This is a genomic window from Rhodococcus sp. 077-4 (genome assembly GCF_047782425.1).
In the GTDB taxonomy this organism is placed as follows: Bacteria; Actinomycetota; Actinomycetes; order Mycobacteriales; family Mycobacteriaceae; genus Rhodococcoides.
This window is the reverse complement of sequence record NZ_JAJPWC010000002.1, coordinates 21,571-47,152: the sequence shown is the minus strand read 5'-3', so window position 1 is coordinate 47,152 and position 25,582 is coordinate 21,571. Positions and strand designations below refer to the sequence as shown.

At 65.2% G+C, this 25,582-nt stretch carries 24 protein-coding genes; 11 read left to right on the top strand and 13 right to left on the bottom strand.

Annotation, left to right across the window (positions count from 1 at the left end; all coding sequences use genetic code 11):
• Positions 1-70: 70 nt before the first annotated feature.
• From egtD to egtA, 4 genes are read right to left on the bottom strand one after another with little or no spacing between them, the layout of a single operon-like run.
• On the bottom strand, positions 71-1,039 hold the full coding sequence (gene egtD / locus ACNEOT_RS09655) for an L-histidine N(alpha)-methyltransferase (RefSeq protein WP_415973771.1): 969 nt from the start codon (positions 1,037-1,039) through the stop codon (positions 71-73).
• A 10-nt stretch (positions 1,040-1,049) separates the two neighbouring features.
• A complete protein-coding gene (gene egtC, locus ACNEOT_RS09650; protein ID WP_415973770.1) occupies positions 1,050-1,790 on the bottom strand; it encodes an ergothioneine biosynthesis protein EgtC in 741 nt (246 codons plus the stop codon).
• Positions 1,791-3,095: an ergothioneine biosynthesis protein EgtB gene (gene egtB, locus ACNEOT_RS09645; protein ID WP_415973769.1), complete on the bottom strand. Its 1,305-nt coding sequence runs from the start codon at positions 3,093-3,095 to the stop codon at positions 1,791-1,793. It lies immediately after the preceding gene.
• A complete protein-coding gene (egtA, locus tag ACNEOT_RS09640; RefSeq protein ID WP_415973768.1) occupies positions 3,092-4,345 on the bottom strand; it encodes an ergothioneine biosynthesis glutamate--cysteine ligase EgtA in 1,254 nt (417 codons plus the stop codon). Before egtA ends, egtB begins: the two co-directional genes overlap by 4 nt.
• Positions 4,346-4,490: 145 nt before the next feature.
• Here egtA and ACNEOT_RS09635 point away from each other — a divergent pair, with 145 nt between their 5' ends.
• Entirely contained in the window at positions 4,491-5,660 is a 1,170-nt protein-coding gene (locus ACNEOT_RS09635) for an aminotransferase class V-fold PLP-dependent enzyme (protein ID WP_415973767.1), read from the top strand.
• Here the strand turns inward: ACNEOT_RS09635 and ACNEOT_RS09630 are convergent.
• Positions 5,603-6,586, bottom strand: a complete 984-nt coding sequence (locus ACNEOT_RS09630) for a DMT family transporter (RefSeq protein WP_415973766.1) — start codon at positions 6,584-6,586, stop codon at positions 5,603-5,605. The genes ACNEOT_RS09635 and ACNEOT_RS09630 overlap by 58 nt on opposite strands.
• Positions 6,587-6,659: 73 nt before the next feature.
• Between ACNEOT_RS09630 and ACNEOT_RS09625 the strand changes: the two genes are divergently transcribed.
• From ACNEOT_RS09625 to pth, 3 genes are all read left to right on the top strand, one after another.
• A complete protein-coding gene (locus ACNEOT_RS09625; protein WP_415973765.1) occupies positions 6,660-7,256 on the top strand; it encodes a TetR/AcrR family transcriptional regulator in 597 nt (198 codons plus the stop codon).
• A 191-nt stretch (positions 7,257-7,447) separates the two neighbouring features.
• Positions 7,448-8,110, top strand: a complete 663-nt coding sequence (locus ACNEOT_RS09620) for a 50S ribosomal protein L25/general stress protein Ctc (protein WP_415973764.1) — start codon at positions 7,448-7,450, stop codon at positions 8,108-8,110.
• Between the two features lie 78 nt (positions 8,111-8,188).
• Entirely contained in the window at positions 8,189-8,782 is a 594-nt protein-coding gene (gene pth, locus ACNEOT_RS09615; RefSeq protein ID WP_415973763.1) for an aminoacyl-tRNA hydrolase, read from the top strand.
• 101 nt (positions 8,783-8,883) lie between these two features.
• Here the strand turns inward: pth and ACNEOT_RS09610 are convergent, their stop codons facing one another.
• On the bottom strand, positions 8,884-10,518 hold the full coding sequence (locus ACNEOT_RS09610; RefSeq protein ID WP_415973762.1) for a fatty acyl-AMP ligase: 1,635 nt from the start codon (positions 10,516-10,518) through the stop codon (positions 8,884-8,886).
• Between the two features lie 206 nt (positions 10,519-10,724).
• On the opposite strand from ACNEOT_RS09610, the gene ACNEOT_RS09605 reads away from it, so the two are divergent.
• From ACNEOT_RS09605 to ACNEOT_RS09595, 3 genes are all read left to right on the top strand, one after another.
• Positions 10,725-12,359, top strand: coding sequence for a peptide chain release factor 3 (locus tag ACNEOT_RS09605; protein WP_415975088.1), 1,635 nt, complete (start codon positions 10,725-10,727; stop codon positions 12,357-12,359).
• Between the two features lie 9 nt (positions 12,360-12,368).
• A complete protein-coding gene (pnuC, locus tag ACNEOT_RS09600) occupies positions 12,369-13,022 on the top strand; it encodes a nicotinamide riboside transporter PnuC (RefSeq protein ID WP_415973761.1) in 654 nt (217 codons plus the stop codon).
• Positions 13,023-13,168: 146 nt separating this feature from the next.
• Complete coding sequence (locus ACNEOT_RS09595; protein ID WP_415973760.1) at positions 13,169-13,834, top strand: hypothetical protein; 666 nt, start codon at positions 13,169-13,171, stop codon at positions 13,832-13,834.
• A 10-nt stretch (positions 13,835-13,844) separates the two neighbouring features.
• Here ACNEOT_RS09595 and ACNEOT_RS09590 read toward each other — a convergent pair whose 3' ends face one another.
• The 4 genes from ACNEOT_RS09590 to ACNEOT_RS09575 all read right to left on the bottom strand — a co-directional run bounded on the left by ACNEOT_RS09590 (position 13,845) and on the right by ACNEOT_RS09575 (position 18,416).
• Positions 13,845-14,843, bottom strand: coding sequence for an enoyl-CoA hydratase/isomerase family protein (locus ACNEOT_RS09590; protein ID WP_415973759.1), 999 nt, complete (start codon positions 14,841-14,843; stop codon positions 13,845-13,847).
• Positions 14,844-14,888: 45 nt separating this feature from the next.
• Entirely contained in the window at positions 14,889-15,572 is a 684-nt protein-coding gene (locus tag ACNEOT_RS09585; RefSeq protein WP_415973757.1) for a DUF4166 domain-containing protein, read from the bottom strand.
• Positions 15,573-15,684: 112 nt separating this feature from the next.
• Positions 15,685-17,481 (bottom strand): ABC-F family ATP-binding cassette domain-containing protein, encoded by a 1,797-nt coding sequence (locus tag ACNEOT_RS09580; RefSeq protein ID WP_415973756.1) that lies wholly within the window; start codon positions 17,479-17,481, stop codon positions 15,685-15,687.
• On the bottom strand, positions 17,481-18,416 hold the full coding sequence (locus tag ACNEOT_RS09575; RefSeq protein WP_415973755.1) for a 4-(cytidine 5'-diphospho)-2-C-methyl-D-erythritol kinase: 936 nt from the start codon (positions 18,414-18,416) through the stop codon (positions 17,481-17,483). The genes ACNEOT_RS09580 and ACNEOT_RS09575 overlap by 1 nt, the downstream gene beginning before the upstream one ends.
• A gap of 95 nt (positions 18,417-18,511) precedes the next feature.
• Here ACNEOT_RS09575 and ACNEOT_RS09570 point away from each other — a divergent pair, with 95 nt between their 5' ends.
• The 3 genes from ACNEOT_RS09570 (at position 18,512) to ACNEOT_RS09560 (ending at position 20,935) form a co-directional block, all read left to right on the top strand.
• Positions 18,512-19,501, top strand: a complete 990-nt coding sequence (locus ACNEOT_RS09570) for a helix-turn-helix transcriptional regulator (protein WP_415973754.1) — start codon at positions 18,512-18,514, stop codon at positions 19,499-19,501.
• Positions 19,502-19,513: 12 nt separating this feature from the next.
• Positions 19,514-20,329, top strand: a complete 816-nt coding sequence (locus tag ACNEOT_RS09565; RefSeq protein WP_415973753.1) for a DNA/RNA non-specific endonuclease — start codon at positions 19,514-19,516, stop codon at positions 20,327-20,329.
• A 102-nt stretch (positions 20,330-20,431) separates the two neighbouring features.
• Positions 20,432-20,935 (top strand): hypothetical protein, encoded by a 504-nt coding sequence (locus ACNEOT_RS09560; RefSeq protein ID WP_415973752.1) that lies wholly within the window; start codon positions 20,432-20,434, stop codon positions 20,933-20,935.
• Between the two features lie 2 nt (positions 20,936-20,937).
• Here ACNEOT_RS09560 and rsmA read toward each other — a convergent pair whose 3' ends face one another.
• From rsmA to ACNEOT_RS09545, 3 genes are all read right to left on the bottom strand, one after another.
• On the bottom strand, positions 20,938-21,813 hold the full coding sequence (gene rsmA / locus ACNEOT_RS09555; protein ID WP_415973751.1) for a 16S rRNA (adenine(1518)-N(6)/adenine(1519)-N(6))-dimethyltransferase RsmA: 876 nt from the start codon (positions 21,811-21,813) through the stop codon (positions 20,938-20,940).
• Positions 21,814-21,898: 85 nt separating this feature from the next.
• Positions 21,899-23,026 carry a transglycosylase family protein gene (locus ACNEOT_RS09550; protein WP_415973750.1) on the bottom strand — a complete coding sequence of 376 codons (1,128 nt, stop codon included), beginning with the start codon at positions 23,024-23,026 and terminating at the stop codon, positions 21,899-21,901.
• Between the two features lie 102 nt (positions 23,027-23,128).
• Positions 23,129-23,956 (bottom strand): TatD family hydrolase, encoded by an 828-nt coding sequence (locus ACNEOT_RS09545; RefSeq protein WP_415973749.1) that lies wholly within the window; start codon positions 23,954-23,956, stop codon positions 23,129-23,131.
• Between the two features lie 21 nt (positions 23,957-23,977).
• On the opposite strand from ACNEOT_RS09545, the gene metG reads away from it, so the two are divergent.
• Positions 23,978-25,522: a methionine--tRNA ligase gene (metG, locus tag ACNEOT_RS09540; RefSeq protein ID WP_415973748.1), complete on the top strand. Its 1,545-nt coding sequence runs from the start codon at positions 23,978-23,980 to the stop codon at positions 25,520-25,522.
• The last annotated feature ends 60 nt before the right edge of the window (positions 25,523-25,582 follow it).

Here is a 25,582-nt window from a genome sequence, read left to right as displayed (position 1 = left end):
CCCACTCCGGTGGACCCGATCGGCGGGCGTAGCGTGCAACGCTGCCCACTCTGCAAGACCGAGTAGGTCGCTACCCACCCTTGCGCGCGAGGATGAGCGCGAAGCGGGATTCGGCGTCGGACCAGAGAGTGTCGACGCCGAACCCCGCGTCGTTCAGTTCACCGGTGATGCCGTCTCTGCGGAACTTCGCCGAGATCTCGGTGCGGAGTTCTTCGCCTGCCTCGAAGTGCACGTGCAGATCGAGATCGGCCAGATACACATCCTGCGGCGCGGTGGCCCGCAGTCGCATCTCGATCCACTCCTGCTCGGCATTCCACAGCGCGACGTGCTCGAACGCATCGGAATCGAAGTTGCCACCCAGGCGAGAGTTGATCACCGACAACACGTTTCGATTGAACTTCGCCGTCACCCCCGCCGCATCGTCGTATGCGGGGACGAGCACGTTCGGGTCGATGACCAAACCGACACCGAGAAGCAGATACTCGCCCGGATCGAGGGCGTCGGCGATGGCCTTCAGGAAGTCTGCTCGCTCGTCCGGCGTCAGATTGCCCAGGGTGCCGCCGAGAAAGGCGATCGTTCGGCGTTCGCCGCGTGGGAGGTTGTGCAGGGTATCGGTGAAATCGCTGACGATGCCGCGCACCTGAAGTGCGGGGAACTCCTGCGCGATCTGCTCGATCGCACCCTCGAGCGCAGAGATGGACACATCCTGCGGCACATAGGTTTTCAAAGCGCCGTGCTTGACTCCGGCCGAGAGCAGCAGCTTCGTCTTCTCCGACGAACCCGAGCCCAGCTCGATCAACATCGTGGACTCGGTCGCCTCGGCGATGTCGAGAGCATGCTCTTCGAGAAGGGCACGCTCGGTACGCGTCGGGAAGTACTCCGGCAGCACGGTGATCTGCTCGAACAATTCACTGCCCAGAGCGTCGTAGAAGTACTTGGGTGAAAGCCATTTCGGGTCGGCCGTCAGACCGTCCCGAACGTCCTTGCGCAACTCGTCGAGCAAAGCCGTGTCGGCCAGATGTACGTCCACCGTGCTCATGACTCTCCTTCTACGATTCCAGGCCGGAAATGGTGACATCGGATGCTGTGGCGACGACCATGCTTCGGTCGTCGATGGAAATCCAGTCGGGTTTGCTGTCGAGTGGCTCGGAGGCGATCGTCACCGAATTCTCGTTCCGTAAGACCGCAAGCGAGTGATGTACCGCTGTGGCATAGAGCGTTTCGCCGTCCCCGAGCAGGAAATTCAGTCGGGCATTCGGTGACGTCGCCTCGACGCGTCGAACGAGAACGCGCAGTGCCGACTCGGGATCGTGCGTGCGCAGCAGGTTCTGCAACACGACCCACAAGGCGGCCGCATCGGTGGGCGCGGGCAATGCGAGCGCGTCGATCGGCGGTATCTCCGACCACAAGTCGGCCATGGCGTGCGGCCAGCCGAACACCACGCCGTTGTGGCTGAATGCCCATCGGCCGTCGGTGAACGGGGCGCAGGCGCTGCGCTCGATCGGCATGCCTACGGTTGCCGATCGCACTGCCGCGATCACCGACGTCGAGCGCACTTGCGGCAACACATCATCGACAGCGGGGTCGGTCCAGATGGGCATCGGATTGCGGTAGCTGCGCAGAGCGGCGTCGCCGTCCCACCATGCGACACCGAAACCGTCGGCGTTGACGGTCCCTCCGCCGCGCATGTCGTTGGGTGCGAACGACTGGGTGCGCAGTGAGTGATCACCCTGCGTCAGCAGCGATCCGACAGAGGTGGCAGCGCCCAGATATCCGAGATGACGGCACATTCAGCTGGGCTCGACATCGCGGGCCAACCGGAAGCCACTGAAGATCTGTCGGCGGATCGGGTGGTCCCAGTTGCGGAACGTGCCCCGGCACGCCACCTCGTCGGTGCCGAACGAGCCGCCGCGCAACACCTTGTAGTCGCCGCGCAGGAACACCTCGGAGTACTCGGCGTACGGAAACGCCTCGAACCCGGGATACGGCTCGAAATCCGAGGAGGTCCACTCCCAGACGTCACCGATGAGTTGGTGCACACCGGCCGAGGAGGCACCGCCGGGATACGCGCCGACATCTGCCGGCTCGAGATGCCGCTGATTCAGATTGGCATGTGCGGCAGTGGGTTCGGCGTCGCCCCACGGGTAGGCGCGGCTGGTGCGCGTCTCGGCGTCGAAGCGCGCGGCCTTCTCCCACTCGGCCTCCGTCGGCAGACGCTTACCGGCCCAGCGGGCGTAGGCATCGGCCTCGAACCAACACACGTGCACCACAGGCTGCTGCGGACGCACCGGCTTGCGCACCCCGAAGCTGCGACGCCACCAGGTGCCGTCGGAATCGGACTCCCAGAACTGCGGCGCGGTCAGGTTCGCGTCGACGCGATGCTGCCAGCCCTTCTCGGACCAGAGTTCGCGACGTTCGTAGCCGCCGTCTGCCATGAAATCCAGGAATTGCGCATTGGTGATCGGAGCTCGGTCGATGGCGAAGGTCGGTACGTGCACAACGTGAGCCGGCCGCTCGTTGTCCAGCGCCCACGGGTCGAGCGAGGTCCCCATCGAGAACGAACCGCCGGCAATGATCGCTTCACCCGATACCGGTGCCATCGAGGCCGGCGGAGCGGGAGCCGTCAGAACCGCGGGCCCCGAGCGCAATTGGTGGGTCGCGAGCATCGTCTCGTCGTGCTGCTGCTCGTGCTGGGCGATCATTCCGAACGCGAAACCGTGCTTCTCGACCGGACGGCCCTCGAAAGTGCTGCGGCCCAACACGTCCCAGGCCTTGTCTCGGACGGTCTGCACGTACACACGTGCCTCGTCGGGAGTCAACAACGGTAGCGACGTGCGCGAGGAACGCGAGTGCTTGAACGCGTCGTACAACTCGTCGATGTCAGGACGGACGGGCTCACGCCCGCCGACGTCGCGGACCAGCCAAAGTTCTTCTTGGCTGCCGATGTGCGCGAGATCCCAAACCAGCGGACTCATCAACGGCGAGTGCTGCGCCATCAGTTCGGTCTCGTCCACGCATTCGGTGAGTGCGTCGCTGCGGGTGCGGCTGCGGGTGAGGACCGTTTCGATCCTGCTCCTGAGTTGTTCGGTGTTCACACCGACTCCTTTCGACTGCCGAAGGTCTGCGCGTCATCGAACTCGTGCGGCGCTGCGCCGGTTCGGCACCGACGCGACGCGGCCCTGAGCTGTTCGGCGAAGTCGCCACCGACGTCCGCTGCGAGGTCGAGCAATTCGGTTGCGGCAGTGCGTAGGTCACGATCGGCCAGTCCGACGCGAGCCGCGTCGTGCCACCGTCCGGCCGTCCCGCCGCCGATCTCGGTGGCGCGGGCCACGAGTGCGGGAGTGGAGAGCAGCGCCTCGAACGCGGCCGCGGGAACCACCCATTGCCCGTCCGGTTGCGCGTCGAGATATCGAATCTCGAGGTGCCCGCAGGCCCGGACCTGAGGGAACAAGGTGGTCAGGTGATAGTCGAGATCGCTGTAGGAGGGCGGTCGTCCGACGATCTCGGGGGCATCGAGCCACTGAGCGAACGTTGTGCCCGGCGGCGCTTCCCAATTCTGAGTGACGCCGCGTATGCAGAGCAACGGAACGTCGAGCGCCCAGCTGGCATAGTCGGCAACGGGGTCACCGGTGCTCGGGACCGAAGTTCTACTCGAATCGGTTCGGCTGGAATCGAGTTCGAGCCACGTCCGCATTCGCTGTGACGCCCACGCACCCTCGGGCGCACCGGCGAGCATCGGGGATCGAGCGAACGCGGCAACGAATGCCGGGCCGATGGCGTGGAGCATCTGCCACCGTGCGGCCACCTCGGCGCGATCACGACCGGCGTCGACGCTGACCTGCGCCGCGGCGGTATTGCACATCATCAGCTTGCCGAAGGGCCCGATGGTGGTGAACCGATTCTCCATCGCGCAGTACCGCGGCAGGACGAGAAGTCGTTCCGGAGCTCGAGTGGTGTCTGCCGGAACGGAGGCGATCGTGATGCCGGCAAGGCCGAGCATCTCTCGCAGCAATCGTGCATCGGCATCGAGCATCGGTGCAAGGCGGGAAACGGATACATAAGGCGAACTGGACAATTCGATTTGGCCGCCGGGTTCGACGGTGACCATACTTCCGCCCGGCAACGTCAGGACGGGCGACTCGGGAGCGATACTGCGCGGGGAGTGATCACCGAGCGCGGCAGCCAGAGCGGAAAGAGAGGGACGCGAACCGTCGTCGAGGGCGGTGAGCCATTCGAGTTCGGCACCGATGAGCGACGGTGGACCCAGCTTGAAACACACCTTCGACACGTATGCCTCGGCAGCCGGGCGTGAGCTCAGCTCCAGGGACTTCTCGTTGGAGGACACGTTTCCTTCTTTCCGTACTCACCGCGATCCGACACCGCAAGATACCCAGCTGCGGGGATCGAAAACTCGCGCGATCCCGCGTCGTATCGAGGCTACCGATTGTGCAACCCTGATGCCCGAGAGTTCGTGACAGGAAGGACGACCGATGCTCGATCATGACCGCATCCGCCGCGATACCCCCGGTGCATCGGGCCGAGTGTTCCTCGACAGCGCCGGATCCTCGTTACCTCCCACCGTCGTCCTCGATACCGCGATTGCGCACCTGCGTCGGGAAGCAGAAATCGGTGGCTACCGGGCTGCGACCGGGCGCCTCGACGACCTCGCCGCGGTCAAGTCCTCGATCGGAACCTTGATCGGGGCCCCGGCGTCGACCATTGCACTGAGCGATTCTGCGACACGCGCCTGGAACGACTTCTTCTACTCGGTGCCGCTCTCCCCCGGCGATCGAATCCTGCTGTGCGAGGCCGAATACGCCAGCAACGCCATCTCCGCACTTCATCGCGCCGAGGTCACGGGTGCGAGTGTGGAGGTAGTCCCGAGTGACGAGCTGGGTCGCATCGACGTGGACGCACTGGAATCGATGCTCGACGACCGGGTGAAGCTGGTCTCGGTAGTACATGCCCCCACCAACGGCGGTCTTATCAATCCCGCCCGCGCCGTCGCGGATGTCGCACACCGACACGGCGCACTGGTCCTGCTCGACGCCTGCCAATCCATCGGGCAGATGCGCGTCGACGTCACCGAACTGGGAGTCGATGCCCTCTCGGCCACCGGCCGCAAATGGTTGCGCGGCCCCCGAGGAACCGGGTTCCTGTATCTGCGTCCGGGACTGGCGTCGACGCTGCATCCGCCGGCCCTGGACCTGCACAGTGCGCAATGGACCGACCGCGAAACGTACCGAATGGCCGACGATGCAACGCGATTCGAGTTCTGGGAATGCGACGTTGCGGCCAGGCTGGCACTCGGCGCGGCAGTCGACTATCTGCTCGAACTCGGCATCGACCAGGTCGAAGAGGCCATTGCCGAACGAGCCGAATACCTGCGGGCCGGACTCCGAAAGATCCCAGGGGTGACCGTTCGTGACCTCGGCGATCGCAAGAACGGCATCGTCTCCTTCACGGTCGACGGCGAAGATCCCGTGGCCGTGCGTGAGCGACTTGCCGACAGCGAGGTGACGGTGACCGTCAGCCACCGCAGTTCGACGCGACTGGACATGACGGGCCGGGAACTCGACGCCGTCGTCCGGGCATCGCCCCACTATTTCGTCACGTTCGCCGAACTGGACACGATGCTCGCTGCGCTCGCAGGTGCATGACTGGGCTTCCGGTCGTTCCGCAGGCTCCGCTCGGGGCTCGTAGCAGGGGTCGAAGTTTCGCTCACCTGGGTTTTGGTCAGGTAGAGACCCACCCCGATTGCGGAGACCACCAGACCTCCGACTCCGAGCCAGGTGATGTCGTCGCCGAACATCACGAAGGCCCACAGCATCGTCGTCGGCGGGGTCAGATAGAGCAACACGCTGGCGCGAGTCGGGCCGTTACGACGCACGACGAACAGGTACGCGCCGTAGGCCCCGAAGGTCGAGAGCACCACCGTCCAGGCGACGGCAGCCCAGAAAGCCGTCGTCATCGGTGGTGCGACATCTCCGGCCAGTGCGCTCCACGTCATGAATCCCGCTGCACTGATGGAACATTGGATGGCCATCGCCAGCGCGATCGGCTCCTTGGGTGCCAGTACCCGTTGACCGATGGTCCCCACCGACAAGGCCAGCATCCCCGCAGCGGGTAGCAGATAGACCGGCCAGGCCAGGTCCGCACCCGACATGTCTCCGACCACGACCAGCGAGACGCCCGCTATCCCGACGACGAGTCCCAGGGTCTGACGTCCTCCGACGCGCTCGCCGAAGATCCTGCTCGACGCCATCGCGACCACCAGCGGCTGCAGTGCGGCGATCAACGCGGCGACACCGGGTGGCACGCCCATCCCGATCCCGGTGATGGTGGCACCGAGGTAGAGGAACTGACAGAAGAGGCCGAGGACCGCGTGGATTCGGATGGCATGCCAGGTGGGGCTCAGCCTGCGGTATCGACACCATGCGATCAGCAGGGCAACTGCGGCGACGTAGCGCCAGGCCAGCAGCGTGTGTGCGGGCGCTTCGGCAGTGCCGAGCTCGGCTCCGATGAACCCCGAGCTCCAGAGCACCACCAGAGCTGTTCCTGCGATGACGTCGACGTTTGCTCTCATGCCCCGATGTAAACACACAGGTCTGTATACTTGCAGTGCACCTGCCGCTCACCAGCGCTTTCGAAAGGCAACCATGCTCGACAAGCCGCTCACCCCCGCCGCTGAACGCATTCTCACCGTCGCCAGCGAACTGTTCTACGCCCGCGGCATCCGAGCCGTCGGCGTCGACCTCATTGCCGAGGAGGCCGGCACCACCAAGAAGACCCTGTACGACCGCTTCGGCTCGAAGGACGGCCTGGTGCAGCGCTACCTCACCCGCCGATACGGACTGTGGTGCGATCACGTGACGCAATACGTCGAATCGCTCGAACCAGGCGATGCACGCATCCTCGGGGTGTACGACGCGCTCGACGTCTGGATGCGCAACAACCACCGCGGCTGCGGATTCGTCAACGCCTTCGCCGAGTTCGGCGGCACCGACAGCCCGGTCCTCGAGATCATCGAGTCCGAAAAGGCGTGGACCAGATCGCTGTTCGCCCGACTGGCCACCGAAGCCGGATACCCCGATGCCGACGATCTGGGAACCCGCCTGTCCTTGCTCCACGAGGGCGCGGTCGTGATGGGTACGGCAGGCGGCAGGGCTGACGCGATAGTGGTGGCGCGGGGCGTCGCCTCCGACTTGCTCGCTGCGCTCGCAGTGGTGCGGGCAGGTGCCCCAGGGGGCACATAACCGAACCACTGCGCAGCATGCTGTATCGTCTTACAGGTTGTCTCGGCGAGGGTAGATCCGACGAAGTCCGGATCCACCGTTATCGACGCGGCTCGGCCCCGTTGGCCGCGCTCGGTCGTGTCCGCCCCGACGAGCTTGATCGCCCGACGAAGTACGCCGCACGAAACACATTCATCAGGAGCAGTAGCACCATGGCATCGAAGACCAACAATCTCACCGCACTCGTTCGCACCGAATTCGGCAAGGGCGCCGCGCGCCGCACCCGTCGTGACGGCCTCGTTCCCGCCGTGCTGTACGGACACGCCACCGACCCCCAGCACCTCGCTCTGGACGCTCGCGAGTTCGCTGCCGTGCTCCGTAAGGACGGCACCAACGCCGTGCTGACCCTCGACATCGACGGCGCATCGCAGCTCGCACTGACCAAGTCGATCGTCGTGCACCCGATCCGTCGCAGCATCGAGCACGCCGACCTCCTCGTCCTGAAGAAGGGCGAGCGCGTCACCGTCGAGGTCAACATCTCCGTCGAGGGCGACGCCGCTCCGGGCACGCTCGTCACCACCGACTCCACCTCGGTCGAGATCGAAGCAGACGCGCTGGAGATCCCCGAGTCCTTCGTCGTGTCCGTCGAGGCCGCCGAGATCGGAACGCAGATCACCGCAGCCGACCTGGACCTGCCCGCAGGCGTCACCCTGGTGTCCGACGGCGAAATGCTGCTCGTCAACGTCGTCGAGGCTCCGTCCGAGGAAGACCTCGAGGCCGAAGGCGAAGGCACCGAGCCGATCTCCGAAGAGGGCGAAGCCGAGACTCAGGAAGAAGCAGCGTCCGAGGACGAGGAAAGCTCCGACGAGAGCTGATACTCACCCAGCACGTCGGACGGCGCGCCATTTCCCACGGGAGGTGGCGCGCCGTTCGTTCGAAACGTCGATGAGAGAATGACGCCCGTGAGCCCCGAACCTGCCCCCGCACTGATCGTCGGCCTGGGAAATCCCGGTCCGCAATACGAAAAGACCCGTCACAACGTGGGATTCATGGTGGCCGACGCCTTTGCCGGACGCATCGGCTCGTCGTTCTCCTCTCACAAGAAGTCCAATTCCGACATCGTCCAGGCTCGCCTCGGCAATCGCTCGGTGGTCATAGCCAAGCCCCGGACGTTCATGAATCTTTCGGGTCAGCCGGTGGCGGCGCTGGCACGGTTCTTTTCCATCGAGCCCGCGAACATCGTGGTGGTGCACGACGAGCTGGACATCGACTTCGGTGCTCTGCGACTCAAACTGGGCGGCGGCGAGGGTGGCCACAACGGTCTGCGCTCGATCTCGCAGCATCTGAGCACCAAGGACTACCTGCGCGTTCGCGTCGGCGTCGGACGGCCACCGGGGCGGATGGATCCGGCGTCGTTCGTGCTCAAGCCGTTCTCGGCGCCCGAACGCAAGGACCTCGGCGTCGTCGTCGAGGAAGCTGCCGACGCCGCAGAACTGGTCCTGCAAGTCGGCCTCGAAGCCGCGCAGAACCGGGTGCACCCACGCTGATCCTGGCGAACCGCGCGCCCTTGTTGTGAGGCGCGCGCCTGTTCTCGCCTCCGAGCACACGCGCGCACCCCGCAGAAAGGGTGTGAGGTCTCTTCGCCGCGTCAGTTCAGCAGCGACACCGAATTGGCCCGTCGCAGTTTGCCACTCGATGTTTTCGGAATACTTCCCGGACCGAGTACCGCAACGGTTCGAGGCCGCACACCCACCTCCGAGTGCACCGCATGAATCACTTCACGTTCGATGCGTTTGACCTCGTCCGGCTTGTCGATGTCGTTGGTTTCCACTGCCACCGCGAAGCTTTCGCGCTTGTCTCCTGCATCGAGCCGAATGGCGACGGCATTGCCGGGCCGAACACCCGCGACGGTGCCTGCGGCTCGCTCGATGTCGGTGGGATAGATATTGCGGCCACCCATGATGATGACGTCCTTGATGCGGCCGCAGACGACCACCAGTTCGTCCTCGGTGATGTAGCCGACGTCGCCGGTGTCGAGCCAGCCGTCCGCGTCGAGCGTCGAGACCGGTCCTTCGACTGTGATGTATCCCGGCGTGACGGCCTTGCCTCGCACCTCGATGATGCCGACGCCGCGGGCGGTGAGCACCTGCCCCTCCTTGTCCACGACGCGACCCTCCAACCCGGGCACGAACTTGCCGAGCGTGGCGAGGGAACGGGTGTTGCCGCGGGTGGACGGGACGGCGCGGCCGAGGGTCTCGAGCAGATCCGCGTCGACCACATCGATCACCTGCCCCTGATCGGGATCCGGAATCGACACTGCAAGAGTCGTTTCCGCCATTCCGTACACCGGAGCCAGAGCCAGCGGGTTCAGCTTGTACTGGGCACCGGCCTCGGCGAGTGCGGTCATCGTGTCCGGGTCGACGGGTTCGGCTCCGTTCCAGGCGTAGCGCAGACTCGACAGGTCGAGGTCCAGATCGTCCTCGGCTTGCCGCAGCCGGCGCGCGAGGAGCGAGTACGCGAAATTCGGTGCTGCCGTCACGGTTCCGCGATACTTGTGAATCAGCTTGGCCCACAACAGCGGTGAGCGCAGAAAGTCCAGCGGAGTGATGCTCACGACCTCGGCACCGACCTGCATGGGCACCGACAGAAAGCCCACCATCCCCATGTCGTGGAACAGCGGCAGCCAGCTGACCATCACGTCGGAATCGACATCGAACTCGATGCGATCGATCATCGCGTAGGCATTGACGTAGAAGTTCTCGTGCGTGATTCGCACGGCCTTGGGCGAACCGGTCGAGCCGGACGTGAGTTGTTGCAGCGCGATGTCGGACTCGGCCGTGGGCACCGGATCGATATCGCGGCCGGTCTTCATGTCCTCGATCTTGAGCACGGTGATGCCGCGCTCCTCGAGCACGGGTGCGGCGATGTCGAAGGGGGCCCCGAGAATCACGGCCTTGGCCTCGATCATCCGCACGACCGTCTCGGTGTCCTCACCCCACACGGCGAGGTCGGTCCGCGGCGTCGGCTGGTGCAGCATCGTCACCGATCCCCCGCGCATCCACGTCGCCTGGCACGCAGGCGCGATGTCCACCGGCTGGCCTGCCAGAATTCCGATCGCGTCTCCGTGTTCGACGCCCGCGTCCGCCAGAGCACCGGCCATTCGCCGCGCCTGCTCGTGGATTTCGCCCCAGGACTGCCGGAGCGCCTCGTCGGGCTCGCCGGTGATCAGACCGTGCTTGCTGGTACTCGCGGTCTCGAACATCTCTTCGGTGAACTTGCTCAACGCGCGTCTCCTCGTGAGGGGAATCCCGGCCCACCGTTCACAGTAGGCAGTCCCGCCCCGACCGAGGGGTGCAACGGGCCGCGTATCCTTGTTTTCTGCCCCGGCGACAACTTCGGTGCCGCCCTTGCTACGAGAATGAGGTCTTCGTGAGTACCCCGTCCGATACCCCCGACGTCGACGCAACGCTCGAAGGGTCCGGACCGGCAGTGCTCGACGGGTCGGGCCCCTCTCGGAGCCCCGCCAAAGAGCTCGAAACCGAGGTCGCGAGGCGTCGAACATTCGCGGTGATCTCCCACCCCGACGCCGGTAAGTCGACGCTCACCGAAGCGCTCGCGCTGCATGCACGCGTCATCTCCGAGGCCGGAGCCATCCACGGCAAAGCCGGCCGCCGCTCCACGGTCTCGGACTGGATGGAGATGGAGAAGGCCCGCGGTATCTCGGTGAGTTCGACTGCGCTGCAGTTCAATTACCAGACCTCCCCCGACGCCGAGATCACCAACGTCATCAACCTCGTCGACACTCCCGGCCACGCCGACTTCTCCGAGGACACCTACCGCGTGCTCACGGCCGTCGACGCGGCCGTGATGCTCATCGACGCTGCCAAGGGTCTCGAACCGCAGACCCTCAAGCTGTTCCAGGTGTGCCGGCAGTTCGGCATCCCGGTCATCACCGTCATCAACAAGTGGGACCGCCCTGGCCAGTCGCCACTCGAGCTGCTCGACGAGATCGAGTCACGAATCGGCCTGACGCCCACGCCTCTCTACTGGCCCGTCGGCATTGCAGGCGACTTCCGCGGCCTGCTCGACGTGCAGGACGGCAGCTACATCCGTTTCACCCGCACCGCAGGTGGTGCGACCATCGCGCCCGAGGAGTTCATGACGGCCGAGGCCGCGGCGAAGCGAGAGGGTGTCGACTGGGATACCGCCGTCGAGGAGAGCGATCTACTCATCTCGAGCGGACAGCAGCACGATCAGGAGATGTTCCTGGCCGGTCAGACGTCGCCGGTGATCTTCGGCTCGGCGATGCTCAACTTCGGCGTCCGGCAGATCCTCGACACCCTCGTTGCACTCGCGCCGCCGCCCGGTCCGCGAGAGGACGCCTCCGGCGGCGTCCGCGAGGTGACCGACCCGTTCAGTGCCGTCGTGTTCAAGGTGCAGGCAGGCATGGACACCGCCCATCGCGACCGCCTGGCATTCATGCGCGTCGTCTCCGGGGTGTTCGAGCGAGGCATGGTCGTCACGCACTCTCAGACCAAGAAGCCGTTCACCACCAAGTACGCGCTGACGGTGTTCGGTCGCGATCGCACGACCGTCGAGCACGCCTACCCGGGAGACATCGTCGGTCTCGTCAACGCCACCGCGCTTGCCCCGGGCCACACCCTCTACACCGACAAGAAGGTCGAGTTTCCGCCGATTCCGTCGTTCGCGCCCGAGCACTTCTCGGCCCTGCGCGTCGACAGCGCCGACAAGTACAAGAAGTTCCGCCGAGCCGTCGAGCAACTCGACTCCGAGGGCGTTGTTCAGGTTCTTCGCAACGACGTGCGCGGCGACGCGTCCCCCGTACTCGCGGCCGTAGGCCCGATGCAGTTCGAGGTGGTCACCGCACGAATGAAGACGGAATTCGGCGTCGACGCTCGAATGGAACCCCTCGCCTACTCCCTGGCCCGTCGCACCGACGCGGCCTCGGCCGTCGAACTGGGTCGCCAACGCGGCGTCGAGGTGTTCACCCGCACCGACGGCGCACTGCTGGCTCTGGTCAGCGATAAGTGGCGGCTGCAGTACATCCAGAAAGAAATGCCCGAGCTGACCCTCGAACCACTCGTCGCCGCGGGTGATCAGTAGCCTTCTCGGGTGCTGATACATCTGCTCGACGCGGAATTCTCCGTGCTGGGGCATCCGGTTCTGTGGCGTGAGGTGGTCGGCAACGGCTTCGGGTTGTTGTCCGCAATCGGTGGAATGCGACGCGTCGTATGGGCGTGGCCGGTGGGCATCATCGGAAATGCGTTGCTGTTCACCGTCTTTCTCGGTGGCGTGTTCCATACCCCGCAAGCACTCGACCTCTACGGCCAGGCCGGCCGGCAGCTGATGTTCATCGCCGTGAGCGTCTACGGACTGGTGCGCTGGATGCGAGATTCCAGGCGGTCGGGGGCAGCGGTTCTCCCTCGGTGGGGCACGGCGCGGGAACGGACGGCGATGCTCGTCGTCGCCATTGTCGGCACGGTGGTGTTCGCGCAACTGTTCGGCTACCTCGGCTCGTTCGGCAAATGGGCCGACGCGTGGATCTTCACGGGGTCGATGCTGGCGACCTTCGGAATGGCGCGTGGACTCACCGAGTTCTGGCTGATCTGGATCGCGGTGGACATCGTGGGAGTTCCACTGCTGATCGTCGCAGGCTTCTATCCCTCCGCCGTTCTCTACCTCGTCTACGCCGCGTTCGTAGCCTGGGGATTTGCCGTGTGGTTCAGAATCCAGAACAAGAACTTCGGTCGAAAAATGGCGCCTTAAACAATCGTGATGCTACTCTCAGCCGGTCCGAACAAACTTCGAGTACGTTTCTGCGTGCTCGACGCCGAGTAGCCCGTCGTGATCGGTCCCGATCATGACATCTCGGTGCGGAACCACCTGGGAATCACGATGAAGTGGAAGACGACATGACAAAGGGATCGAACTACCCATTGGCCGGGATCAAGGTCGGTGGCGCTCCCGCGCATCGTTTGGCGACGCCGCCCAAGTCGGACTCCACGTCACCCACCGGTGCCCGCACCGATTCTTCGGCGGCAGCGCCCGCCGAAAAGGCGGTCGAGACCCCGTCCACCGACAAGTCGGCGGCCGAGGCCACGTCCACCCAGAAGGCGTCCGCAACAACGCCTGCACCAGCAACGTCGTCCGACACGGATTCAACGACCGCCCGCGCGGATCGACGTCGTCCAGAGAAGCCCGCCACGGAATCGAACGAGGTTGAAGTGACTACAAGCGATCAGATCTCAGAACACGGCCTGCCCACCAACGGCCGCTCCACGTCTCACGGCTCGAGCAACGGTGCAACGCCGTCGCTCGGTCGCGGCCAGGCACCCGACCGTCGCACCGCCATGGGCGTCGCCTCGGTCCGCATCGCAGGCCGTTTGACCCAGAACGAGCTCGGCAGCCGCACCGGTGACATCCGCACCCCCGACACCTCCGTCGGCCCCGACGAGCTGCTTCAGCTCCTCGGCGAGTACCTCGTCTCGGGTGGCCTGCAGAACCCCGAGATCCACGTGCGCTCCAACGGCCAGACCATCGTGCTGGACCTGCAGAACCCTGCCAAGGGCTACCGCTGACCCTCGCCGGTCACAACAGCTGCTGGAATGCCTCTGGTCGCACCATCTCGAGCACCAGAGGCTTCCATTGCGGCGCTCGGTCCTTGTCGACCAGCACGGCACGCACACCCTCCGCGAAGTCCGGCTCGGTGATGATCCATGTCGCCACCCGCAATTCCCGATCGAGGCATTCTCGCAACGTGCTGTCGGCCCCTCGTGCGATCAACGCGTCGGTGGCCATCAGGGATGTCGGAGACAGCGTCGCCAACTGAGTCTTGGTGGTCCGCGACCACGGTGTGTCGCAGTCCAGCGCGTCGATGATGTCGACCAGAGATTCCTTCTCGAATACTGCAGCGACCGCGTCCGCATCGAACGACAACTCGCTCGTCGACGGAGCGGTGGTGTGTCGATCCAGCGCGTCGTGCAGATCCATGCCCCCGAGGATGTCGGTCTTCAGAGCCGATACCGACTCGCTCGGGCAGAAGTGCGTCGCCAATCCCAGTGCGAGCGCGTCGAATCCGGTGATCCGCGTTCCCGTCAGCGCCAAGTAGCGCCCGACGCGGCCGGGCAGCCGCGACAGGAAGTAACTCGACCCCACATCCGGTACGAAACCGATTGCCGTCTCCGGCATGGCCAACACGGCGTTCTCGGTGACTACTCGGATGCTGCCGTGAATCGAGATACCCAATCCCCCGCCGAAGGCCGCGGCCTCGATGACGGCCACATACGGCTTGGGATACGCGGCGATGAGTTCGTCGAGGTCGTACTCGGCCGCGAAATACTGCGGACCGGCGTCGTTGTCACCGTCGACGACGGCCTGGCGAATTGCCTTGATGTCGCCGCCCGCGCAGAACGCCCGGGGTGAACTGCTCGTCACCAGAACAGAATTGACCGCGTCGTCGTCCCGCCACGCATCGAGAGCGGCGCGGATACCGTCGATCATGGCCCCGTTCAACGAGTTCAGCGCCTCCGGCCGATTCAGGACGATATGCCCGACCCCACCGGTGATCTCGGCTTCGACAACGGCCATTGTTGACTCCTTCGCGCGCAGATCGTTCGACGCGTAACAGTAGCGCTATTCGCGAGACTCGACCGACCGCGGACGCGCGTCCGCGGGAATGTCGGCCGGCAGACACGGGCGCTCCTCCGCAGTGAACCACCCGCGGTACAGAAACAGCTGCCCGAGCACCGGACTCTGAACCTCGATCTCGATGCGGTGCCGGTCCTCGGCCGCATCCCACCACTCCCGTCCGATCGTCAACGCAGACGCGAGCTTCGGCAACTTCGGAGCGACGGGCCCGAGCAGGAACCTCGGCACCTCGCTCTCGAGCACCAGACCGCCCTCGGCGTCGACCTCACACTTGGTGTGCACCACCATGTCCGAGGAGAATCCCAGATAGTCCAGGGCATATGCGTCGGATTCGGCGGAAGACACCATCACCGAGTTCATCCCCTGCGGGCGGCCGGCAAACGCGAAGCGCCGCACGAAAGACAGTGTCTCGCGGCCCAGTTCGTCGACGTACGCATAGTTGGCGATGGTGAACGGCACATCCTTGCCGACACCGGCGGGAAACAGTCCGCGCTTGCGGCCGGCCCACAGCAACGGCGGCGGCACCAGCCGAGAGTGCGTCATCTCCTCCATCACACCCACCCCGAACTGAGCAAGATTGTCCGATGACTGCAATCCGAAGCGCCACTGAACCTTGGGATGCAGACGGGCGAAATCCGAACCGAGTACTTCCGCGACGACCGATGTCATGACTCCAGTATGCGCATCGGGCACGTGAGCGAAACTTCGTAGTGGGCTACGGGCCAGGAGTGGAGCCTGCGGAACGACCCATTACTCAGCTGCTCACAAGCGGCGGAGCCGCTCACTCCAACTCGGCGGCCAGTTCCATCCAGCGTTCCTCGGCGACGTCCTTGTCGGCGAGGACCTGCTTGAGTTCGGTGTCGAGGGCAACGAGCGTGCTCTGCTCGGTGGACGGCTCGGCGAGCTCGGCATGCAGCTCCACCTCACGCTTGGAGAGGCGAAGGACGAGCTTCTCTAGCTTGCTGAGTTCCTTGCGAGCCGCGCGCTCGGAGGCCGCATCTCGGGTCGCCTTGCGCGGCACCGCGCCGGTGGTCAACGAATCCGGTGTTGCCTCCGCCGCGAGGACCGCGCGGCGACGCAGGTACTCCTCGATACCACCGGGCAGGTTGGTGAGCTTGCCGTCGCCGAACAGTGCCCAGGTGGAATCGCAGATGCGCTCGATCAGGTACCGGTCGTGACTGATGACGACGAGGGTGCCCGCCCAGCCGTCGAGAATGTCTTCGAGCTGCTGCAGGGTGTCGATGTCCAGATCGTTGGTGGGCTCGTCGAGCAGCAGTACGTTCGGCTCGGCCATCAACACACGCGTCAACTGCAGCCGACGACGCTCACCACCGGAGAGATCTCCGACGGGTGTGCGCTGGCGTGCGGGGGTGAAGCCGAGCCGCTCCGCGAGCTGCCCGGCAGAAATCTCCCTGTCGCCCAGGGTGATTCGCTCGGCCACTTCCTTGACCGCGTCGAGAACACGCAGTTTCTTGGGTAGGTCGTCCAATTCCTGCTTCAGCCAACCGATCTTCACGGTCTGGCCCTGGATGCGCTTACCCGAAGCGGGCTGCAGCTCACCGGCGAGAGTGCGAAGCATCGTCGTCTTGCCCGAACCGTTGACGCCGACCAGACCGACGCGCTCGCCGGGAGCCAGACGCCAGGTGAAGTCCTTCACCAGTTCGCGGCCGTCGGGGGTTTCGAGGCGCGCATCCTCGAGTTCGATGACGACCTTGCCGAGGCGACGCTGCGCGAAGGAGGACAACGCGACGGAGTCACGTGGGGCGGGGACGTCGGCGATCAGGGCCTCGGCCGCCTCGATGCGGTACTTCGGCTTGGACGTACGAGCCGGGGCACCACGACGCAGCCACGCAAGTTCCTTGCGGGCGAGGTTGCGTCGACGCTCCTCGGACGCGTCTGCCTGACGGGACCGCTCGGCGCGTGCGAACACCCAGTCGTTGTAGCCGCCCTCGTACGCCTCGACGCCTCCGCCGACCACTTCCCACGTGCGATTGGCGACGGTGTCGAGGAACCAGCGATCGTGGGTGACGACCACCAGCGCACTGCGTCGGCTGACGAGGTGCGCGGCCAACCACTGCACGCCCTCGACGTCGAGGTGGTTGGTGGGCTCGTCGAGCACCAACAGGTCGAGATCCTGAACCAGGGCTGCTGCCAACGCCACTCGTCGACGCTCACCACCGGAGAGGTTGTCGATCGGCGCGTCCAGACCCGAACTTCCGGACGGCCCGAGGTCTGCAATACCGATGCCCGTCAAGATGTTCCGCACCCGCGAGTCGCCTGCCCACTCGTGCTCGGCCATTCCGAGTGGGTCGAGAACCACCTGGCCGACGGTCGATCCGGGAGGCAGCACACCGCGCTGGGTGACGACGGCCATCCGCAGACCGTTGACTCGGCTGACGCGTCCCGAATCGGGCGGCTCGATGCCGGCGAGGACCTCGAGGGTCGTGGTCTTGCCGCCGCCGTTGAGGCCGACCATGCCGATGCGTTCGCCCTCCTGCACGCCGAGAGAGACGCCGTCGAGCAGGGGCTTGACGCCGAAGGACTTGCTGACGTTTTCGAGATTGACGAGATTGACCATCAGGAAAAACCAATCGATTCGCTAGTGACAACACGAGCACCGGGAACCGGTCCACTCGCAACACGGACGGTGCGGCACACGCCTGCACCGGACAACTCAGCGCTCACCGACACCGCCGCGTCGGCGTCGGCGCACAGGAACGCGCAGGTGGGGCCCGAGCCGGACACGATGCCCGCCAATGCCCCGGCGGTGACGCCCGCGCGGAGGGTGCGACGCAACTGCGGCATCAGCGATACCGCAGCGGCCTGCAGATCGTTGCCGAGCAACGGCGCGAGCGCACGCGCATCGCCGGACGCGAGCGCATGCATCAGATCCTCGGTGCCGCCGAGACGGGGCGGATTGCCCTTGGCACGCAACTCGTCGAGCTCGTTGTAGACGGCGGGAGTCTGCAGACCACCCTTTGCCAAGGCCAAGACCCAGTGAAAACTGTTGCGCGAGAGCACCGGAAGCAATTTCTCCCCGCGACCGGTTCCGACTGCCGTACCGCCGTGCAACGAGAACGGCACGTCGCTGCCGAGTTCGGCGGCCACCTCGTCCAGCTCGTCGCGCGTCAGATCGAGATGCCACATCGCGTTGAGCGCCACCAGGGTCGCGGCGGCATCGGCACTTCCGCCTGCCATGCCGCCCGCCACCGGAATTCCCTTGTCGATGGTGATCTCCACCGAAGGCTCACGCCCGACCCGACGTCCCAGCAACTCCGCGGCCTTCCACACCAGATTCCGCGAATCGGTGGGCACCACCCTCGCGTCGTCGCCGCGAACCCGAACCGACAGCGACCTGGACGGAATCACCGACAATTCGTCCGAGAGCGAGAGCGCCTGGAACACCGTCGTCAACTCGTGAAAGCCATCGGGACGCAGGTCACCGACCGAGAGATGCAAATTCACCTTCGACGGGGCCCGAACGACAACGGGTGTGGGAACGACAGACAGCACGAGTAACCACAGTAGTGGAGAAACAGGGGCCGGGTTCACCATCCGGGCGGCGAATGCGGACCGAAATTGTCCGCATTGGGTGGCATTGTGTGGTCATGAAAGAAACATCGGCTCGGTTGCTGCGACTGCTGTCTCTGCTGCAGACGCGTCGCGACTGGGCGGGCTCGGAGTTGGCGGAGCGGCTGGACGTCACTCCGCGCACGTTGCGGCGCGATGTGGACAAGCTGCGCGACATCGGCTACCCGGTCAATGCGACGCCGGGGGTCGGTGGCGGCTATCAGCTCGGTCCCGGTGCCGAGATGCCGCCACTGCTGCTCGACGACGACGAGGCTCTGGCGGTGGCGTTCGGGTTGCAGTCGGCGGCCGGTGGCTCGGTCGCAGGCATCGGAGAGGCGTCGTTGCGGGCGTTGACGAAGTTGCGGCAGGTGATGCCCTCGCGCATTCGCCATCGGCTCGACGCGTTGCGGATCGATGTGGTGGAGCAGACGTCGCGCTCGGCGGTCGATGCGTCGGTGCTGTCCACCGTGGCGGCGGTGTGTCATGGACACGAGCGGTTACGGTTCGATTACCGCAAACACGACGGGTCCGAGTCCCGGCGCGAGGTGGAGCCGTACAGCCTGGTGCGGGCGGGTGCACGTTGGTATCTGTTGGGTTGGGATGTGCTGCGCGAGGATTGGCGGTCGTATCGGGTGGATCGCCTGACGCCGAAGATTCCGACCGGTCCGCGGTTCACGCCGCGTGAGTTGCCGGCCGGCGGTGCGGCGGCGTTCGTGTCCAAGGGAATCGATCGCGCATTCGCGCAGGTTCAGGCGCGGATCGCGTTGCACGCGCCGATAGATGCGATCGCCCCGATGATCGACGAGCAGTGGGGCGCACTCGAATCCATCGACGACAACACCTGTGTGATGACGCTGTCCGGGGATTCGTTGCCCTCGATCGCGCGGTGGCTGGCAGCATTCGACACCGATTTCACGGTGCTCGATCCACCCGAACTACGCGACGAATGTCGCATCGTGGCCGAGCGGCACGCCAGACTGAACAAGCGATACCTGGCGGCGGTTCACTCTTCGGTAACCGATCCGTGAGTCAATGGACCGATGACGACACCGCTCGGTTTCGACCCGAAGTTTCTGTCCGACATCGACATTCCGTTGCCCGGTCGCGCTGACGTGGTGACGCTTCCGTACACGCATTTCTCGGTGTCCATCGATCCTGCCCGACGCCTCGCCGCTGTCACCGGCGTCAACATCGACGGAGCGAGCCTGAAGGACGTGGAGCGGGGAGACGACTGGCGACTCGACGATCGGCTCCCGGCTTCGCAGCAGGCCGGCAACGAGTTGTACTCGAACAACGACCTCGATCGCGGGCATCTGGTTCGCAGGCGAGATCCGGTGTGGGGTGAGCTGTCGATCGCCCGGCGGGCCAACGAGGACACGTTTCACTACACGGTGTGCGCCCCGCAGACGGCCACGCTGAACCAATCGAAGACACTGTGGCTCGGGCTCGAGGACTACGTACTGGGCCATGCCGAGCAGTACGGCCGGCGGCTCTCGGTGTTCAGCGGTTGCATTTTCGCCGACAACGATCCGATCTACCGAGGGGTCGCCATTCCTCGGCAATTCTTCAAGATCGCAGCGTGGTCGCAGAATTTTTCGCCCGCGTGCACCGGATACGTGCTCGATCAGTCGCCGTCACTGGACCCGATTCTCGACAAGCCGCTGCGAGTCGAGACCGATCCCCCGCCCCTCGGCCCCTATCGGACGTACCAGGTTCCGGTCGCCGACATCGCGTCGATGACCGGACTGGAGCTGGGTGTGCTGATCGCGGCGGATCGCTATGCACCGGTGGCGGCGGCGCGCGAGGGCGCATCGACGTGGACCGAGTTGAGTCAACTGTCGGATATCCATCTATGAAACGGACCGGCAAGTTCGATACGGAATCGTGACGCGCATCGAGCCGCTACGCCAATAGCATTGCTCAGCATCTGAAGGAGCGTCGAAGAACAGGGGTTCGACATGCGTAGACGGTGGACGACGACGATGGTTGCACTCGCCATGACGGTGGCTGCACTGTTCGCCTCGGGCGGCACGGCGGCAGCGGCACCGCATTCCCATGTGGCGACCGTGTCGATTCCCAGCGCCTACCCCTGGGAAGCGCCGTACTCGCTCGACGTCAATGGCTATAGCGGCCTGCGATCCGACTTCGGCGGTCCGTACCACGCCTTCCTGGCGATCAGCGCGATGCCGCGAACGACGGACCCCATCTACAGCCAGACCTGGCGGTTCCTCTCGTTCGCATCCCACACCGAAGTGCAGTGGCGTAACACCACGACCGGGGCATCAGGAGTGGTCCACGAGGACCGAACGGCAAACTATCCCTGGGGTGAGGCGTTCATCGATACCGGTCTCGGGTGGGTCGAGTACACGATCACACTCACCTCGGGCGCGTTGATTCAGCAGCTCAATCCACAGCGAGTCACGTCGTCCGGTGCACTCGAAGTGACCCTCGATCCGTTCTGAAATCAGGCCTCGGTAGCGGCCAAGCGGACGAAGGCTGCGGCGTCGATCGTCTCGCCCCGAGCCGTCGGATCGATCTCGGCCTCGCGCAAGCGGCGTTCGGCCGCAACCGGAGAACCGGCCCAACCGGCGAGGGCTGCACGTAAAGTCTTGCGGCGCTGAGCGAATGCGGCGTCGATGACAGCGAACACCGCCTTGCGGTGCGCGGTATCGGTGGGCCACGGCGGCTCGGCGTACCGGTCGATGCGCACCAGTCCCGACTCGACCTTGGGCACCGGCCAGAACACCGAACGGCCCACTGCGCCTGCTCTTTTGACGTCGCCGAAGAACCGGGCCTTGACGCTCGGGATGCCGTAGATCTTGCTTCCGGGCACTGCCGCGAGCCGGTCGGCCACCTCGGCTTGCACCATCACCACGGCCACGCGAAGACTCGGCAACTCCGAGAACAGGTGAATCAGGACCGGGACCGCGACGTTGTACGGCAGATTCGCCACCAGAGCCGTAGGTTCCCCCGTGATGTCTGCCGCCCTGATACGCAGGGCGTCGGCCTCGATCACCGTCAAACGATCGGCCAGAGTCGGGGCTCGATCGGCAACAGTGATGGGTAACCGCGTCGCGAGCTTGGGGTCGATCTCGACGGCGATGACGGCGTCGGCAACATCGAGCAAAGCGAGTGTCAACGATCCGAGACCGGGGCCGACTTCGAGAACCGTGTCCTGCGGGCCAACGCCGGCGGAGGCGACGATGCGTCGAACGGTATTGGCGTCGTGCACGAAGTTCTGCCCGAGTTGCTTGGTGGGCCGCACGTCGAGCTCGGCGGCGAGAGAGCGGACCTCGGCGGGACCGAGCAGAGCCGCAGATCCCCTCACTTGTTCGGACACGGCGGAAACTCTACGGGGGCGGGAGTGGAGCCTGCGGAATGACCCAGAAATGCGGGAGTGGAGCCTGCGGAATGACCCAAGACGGTCAGCGGTAACCCAGACGCGAGGTGCAGGCGGGCCATGCGCCCCAACCCTGGGACTTCTGCGTGACCGATGCGATGGCGATCTGCTCCTCGCGGGTCGCGAGGTCGGCGCGCGGCGCGTACTTGAGTCCGCCCTGGCGTTCCCAGGTGTTCTGGTCGAACTGCACGCCACCGTAGAAACCGTTGCCGGTGTTGATTGCCCAGTTGCCGGTGGCCTCGCACTGCGCGAGCGCGTCCCAGATGGCACCGTTCTCGACCGGCGGCACCTCGGTGCCGGGCTTGGCTCCCACTCGGACGGTCTTGGGTTGCGCGGGGACCTGAATCTTCTCGTCGACCTTCTCGCGATCGACCTCGACGCCGTTGACCATGTTGATCTTCCACGTGATGTCGGAGACGCCGGGAGCGCCTGGGTTCTCGACGACTGTCTTGCTCATGTTCATCGTCGGATCCTCGATGCGCTGCTCCGGAGCGTCGACATCGGTGGTCTCGGTCTTGGTGACGGTGCGATCACGCGTGACGACGATCTGCGCGCCGTCGGTGACGGTGGCGTCGGGATCGGGGGTGACGGTGTCTGCTTCTTCGAGCGGTGCGCCTGCTGCTTCGAGGAATTCACGCACGGTCGGTGCGGCCAGGGTGACGGGGGCTGCGGGGGCTCCGCCGTCGACGAGCGACACCTGCTTCGGTAGCGCCACGTCGAGTTCGGTGCCGTCGAGGGGCAGCCGCTCCGAGCGCGAGGCGGACACGTGCACGTCCTCGGCGAGGCCGGTCTGCTGCAGTGCTTCCTCGACGGTCAGTGCGGTGGTCCAGATGTCCTCGGGCTTGCCGTCGACGTTCAGCGTGATCTCGCGCGCCCGGCGTAGGACCACGGTGTCGCCGTCGGTCAGATCGGAGTCGGGAGCCGGAACGACCAGATCTTTGTCAGACGGCGCATACCCTGCGTCGACCAGGGCGCTGTTGACGTCGGTCTTCATCGTGCTCAGAGAAATCATGTCGCCGTCGACGTCGATGGTCACGGTCTTGTGACGGCTCACCGCCATCACGCCGCCGGCGACGAGTGTCATCAACAGGGCCGCGATGACCAGGTAGAGAGTGGTCGAACGGGCGGAGTTGAGGCGTCTGATAGTCGACAAGTTTCGTATTCCTGGCGTTTGCGTGCGTGACTACGGCGTCGAAACGCCCGAGTTCGGTCACGGTACGGTAACGAATTAGCACCCACGCCGCAACCTGGGCAGTTACAGCCCGTAGACCCGCTCGGCATTGGCCGTTGCGAATGCTGCCAGCTCCGCCGGATCCTGGCCGCGGATCTCGGCGAGCGCCCGCGCGGTGTACGGCAGGCAGTACGGCTCGTTCGGCGCACCACGGAACGGATGCGGCGTGAGGAACGGTGCGTCGGTCTCCACCAGCACCAGATCGTCGGGCACCAGCACCGCGGCTTCCCGTAGCGCGTGCGCGTTCTTGAAGCTGACCGTCCCGGAGAAACTGAGAACGTAACCGGCGTCGACGCAGGCCTTCGCTGTCTCGGGGCCGCCCGAGAAGCAGTGGAAGATCACCGTCTCGGGTGCGCCCTCGGTTTTCAGAACAGCAAGCAGATCCTCGTCGGCCTCGCGGTTGTGAATCATCAACGGCTTGTCCAGACGCTTCGCGAGGTCGATGTGCCACCGAAAACCGTCGTGCTGCTCGGCCACCGTCGCGCAGCCGTCGAGCTTGCCGGGCCAGTAGTAGTCCAGACCCGTCTCGCCGACTGCAACAACGCGGGGATCGGTCGCCAAGCGCTCGATCTCCACCTTGGCCGCGTCGTCGAGCACGTTCGCGCGAGTGGGGTGAATGGCCACCGCGGCCCATACCCGCGGATCCCAGGAGGCTGCGTCCACGGCGAAGCGCGCAGCGTCGAGATCATCGGCGATCGTGACCACGCGCGTGACGCCGACGGACTCGGCTTTGTCCACGATCTCGGCCACGCTCGCCGCGTCGGTCGCCCCACATGCGTCGAGGTGGGTGTGTGCGTCGACGAGGGTGCCGACGGGCTCGGGCAACGGTGGTGCGGGACGGTCTCTGCTCACGCTAGTTAGAGTAGGCGCACCATGACTGCGCCAGCTGATGCCTCACGGCCACCCTTCTACGTCACCACGGCGATCGCGTACCCCAACGGCGCTCCGCACATCGGGCACGCGTACGAGTACATCGCCACCGACACCATCGCGCGCTTCAAGCGCCTCGACGGCTTCGACGTGCGATTTCTGACGGGCACCGACGAGCACGGCCTCAAGATGCAGCAGACCGCACAGACCGAGGGCATCGACGTGCGCGAGCTCGCCGCGCGCAACTCCGATGCGTTCCAGACGGCGCAAGACCTGCTGAAGATCTCGTACGGACGCTTCATCCGCACCACCGACGCCGATCACCACGCCGCCAGCCAGGAACTGTGGCGACGGATGGAGGCGAACGGCGACATCTACCTCGACGCGTTCTCCGGCTGGTACTCGGTGCGCGACGAGGCGTTCTATACCGAGGCCGAGACCACCCTGAACGAGGACGGCTCCCGAATCGCGACGGAGACGAACACTCCGGTCGAGTGGACCGAGGAGCCGTCTTACTTCTTCCGGCTCTCGCAGTACCAGGACAAACTGCTCGAGCTGTACGACGCGGCGCCGGACTTCATCGCGCCCAACACCCGTCGCAACGAGATCGTGAACTTCGTCAAGGGCGGCCTGCGGGACCTGTCGATCTCGCGAACCACGTTCGACTGGGGAGTGCCCGTTCCCGGCGATCCTGCGCACGTGATGTACGTATGGGTCGACGCGTTGACCAACTACCTCACCGGTGCCGGGTTCCCCGAGACCGAATCCGAGGCGTACCGAAAGTTCTGGCCGGCCGATCTGCACATCATCGGCAAGGACATCACCCGCTTCCACACCGTGTACTGGCCCGCATTCCTGATGTCCGCCGGTATCGAGCTGCCCAAGCGGGTGTTCGTGCACGGATTCCTGAACGTCAAGGGCGAGAAGATGTCCAAGTCTCTCGGCAACGTTCTCGATCCGCAGTCGTTGGTCGAGAACTACGGCCTGGACCCGGTGCGCTTCTTCTTCCTGCGCGAGGTCTCGTTCGGTCAGGACGGCAGCTACAGCCACGAGGCGATCGTCGCTCGCGTCAATGCCGACCTGTCCAACGAACTCGGCAACCTCGCGCAGCGTTCGCTGACGATGGTGGCCAAGAACCTCGGCGGCCTGCTCCCCACACCGGGAGAATTCACCGCCGAGGACGACGCGATGCTGGCCCGCGCGGATGCACTGCTCGAGATCTGCCGACGCGAATTCGACAGTCAGGCACTGCATTCCGCGCTCGAAGCAATCTGGTCGGTCCTCGGCGAGACCAACCGCTACTTCTCGCTGCAGCAGCCGTGGGTACTGCGCAAGACCGATCCCGATCGCATGGCCACCGTGCTGTACGTGACGCTCGAGGTGTTGCGCATCGTGGGCATCCTCACCCAGCCCGTCATGCCCGATTCCGCGTCGCGCATCCTCGACCTGCTCGGCGCGTCCAATCGCGAGTTCGCCGATGTGACAACACGTTCGGTGCCCGGCACTGCACTACCGACCCCGACGCCGGTGTTCCCCAAGTACGAGTAGTGCCTGCGGCAGTGGTGTGGTTGAGTCCCGCCCAGGGCACTTAACCGCACCACTGCCGCA

What these genes read in the sequence shown, in the direction of transcription:
- ACNEOT_RS09620 (WP_415973764.1), top strand. Translation starts at nt 7,448, where the DNA reads ATGGCATCGAAGACCAACAATCTCACCGCACTCGTTCGCACCGAATTC.
- metG (WP_415973748.1), top strand. Translation starts at nt 23,978, where the DNA reads ATGACTGCGCCAGCTGATGCCTCACGGCCACCCTTCTACGTCACCACG.
- ACNEOT_RS09595 (WP_415973760.1), top strand. Translation starts at nt 13,169, where the DNA reads ATGACAAAGGGATCGAACTACCCATTGGCCGGGATCAAGGTCGGTGGC.
- ACNEOT_RS09635 (WP_415973767.1), top strand. Translation starts at nt 4,491, where the DNA reads ATGCTCGATCATGACCGCATCCGCCGCGATACCCCCGGTGCATCGGGC.
- ACNEOT_RS09630 (WP_415973766.1), bottom strand. Translation starts at nt 6,586, where the DNA reads ATGAGAGCAAACGTCGACGTCATCGCAGGAACAGCTCTGGTGGTGCTC.
- ACNEOT_RS09560 (WP_415973752.1), top strand. Translation starts at nt 20,432, where the DNA reads ATGCGTAGACGGTGGACGACGACGATGGTTGCACTCGCCATGACGGTG.
- ACNEOT_RS09625 (WP_415973765.1), top strand. Translation starts at nt 6,660, where the DNA reads ATGCTCGACAAGCCGCTCACCCCCGCCGCTGAACGCATTCTCACCGTC.
- ACNEOT_RS09590 (WP_415973759.1), bottom strand. Translation starts at nt 14,843, where the DNA reads ATGGCCGTTGTCGAAGCCGAGATCACCGGTGGGGTCGGGCATATCGTC.
- pth (WP_415973763.1), top strand. Translation starts at nt 8,189, where the DNA reads ATGACGCCCGTGAGCCCCGAACCTGCCCCCGCACTGATCGTCGGCCTG.
- egtC (WP_415973770.1), bottom strand. Translation starts at nt 1,790, where the DNA reads ATGTGCCGTCATCTCGGATATCTGGGCGCTGCCACCTCTGTCGGATCG.
- ACNEOT_RS09580 (WP_415973756.1), bottom strand. Translation starts at nt 17,481, where the DNA reads ATGGTCAATCTCGTCAATCTCGAAAACGTCAGCAAGTCCTTCGGCGTC.
- ACNEOT_RS09570 (WP_415973754.1), top strand. Translation starts at nt 18,512, where the DNA reads ATGAAAGAAACATCGGCTCGGTTGCTGCGACTGCTGTCTCTGCTGCAG.
- egtD (WP_415973771.1), bottom strand. Translation starts at nt 1,039, where the DNA reads ATGAGCACGGTGGACGTACATCTGGCCGACACGGCTTTGCTCGACGAG.
- ACNEOT_RS09565 (WP_415973753.1), top strand. Translation starts at nt 19,514, where the DNA reads ATGACGACACCGCTCGGTTTCGACCCGAAGTTTCTGTCCGACATCGAC.
- ACNEOT_RS09585 (WP_415973757.1), bottom strand. Translation starts at nt 15,572, where the DNA reads ATGACATCGGTCGTCGCGGAAGTACTCGGTTCGGATTTCGCCCGTCTG.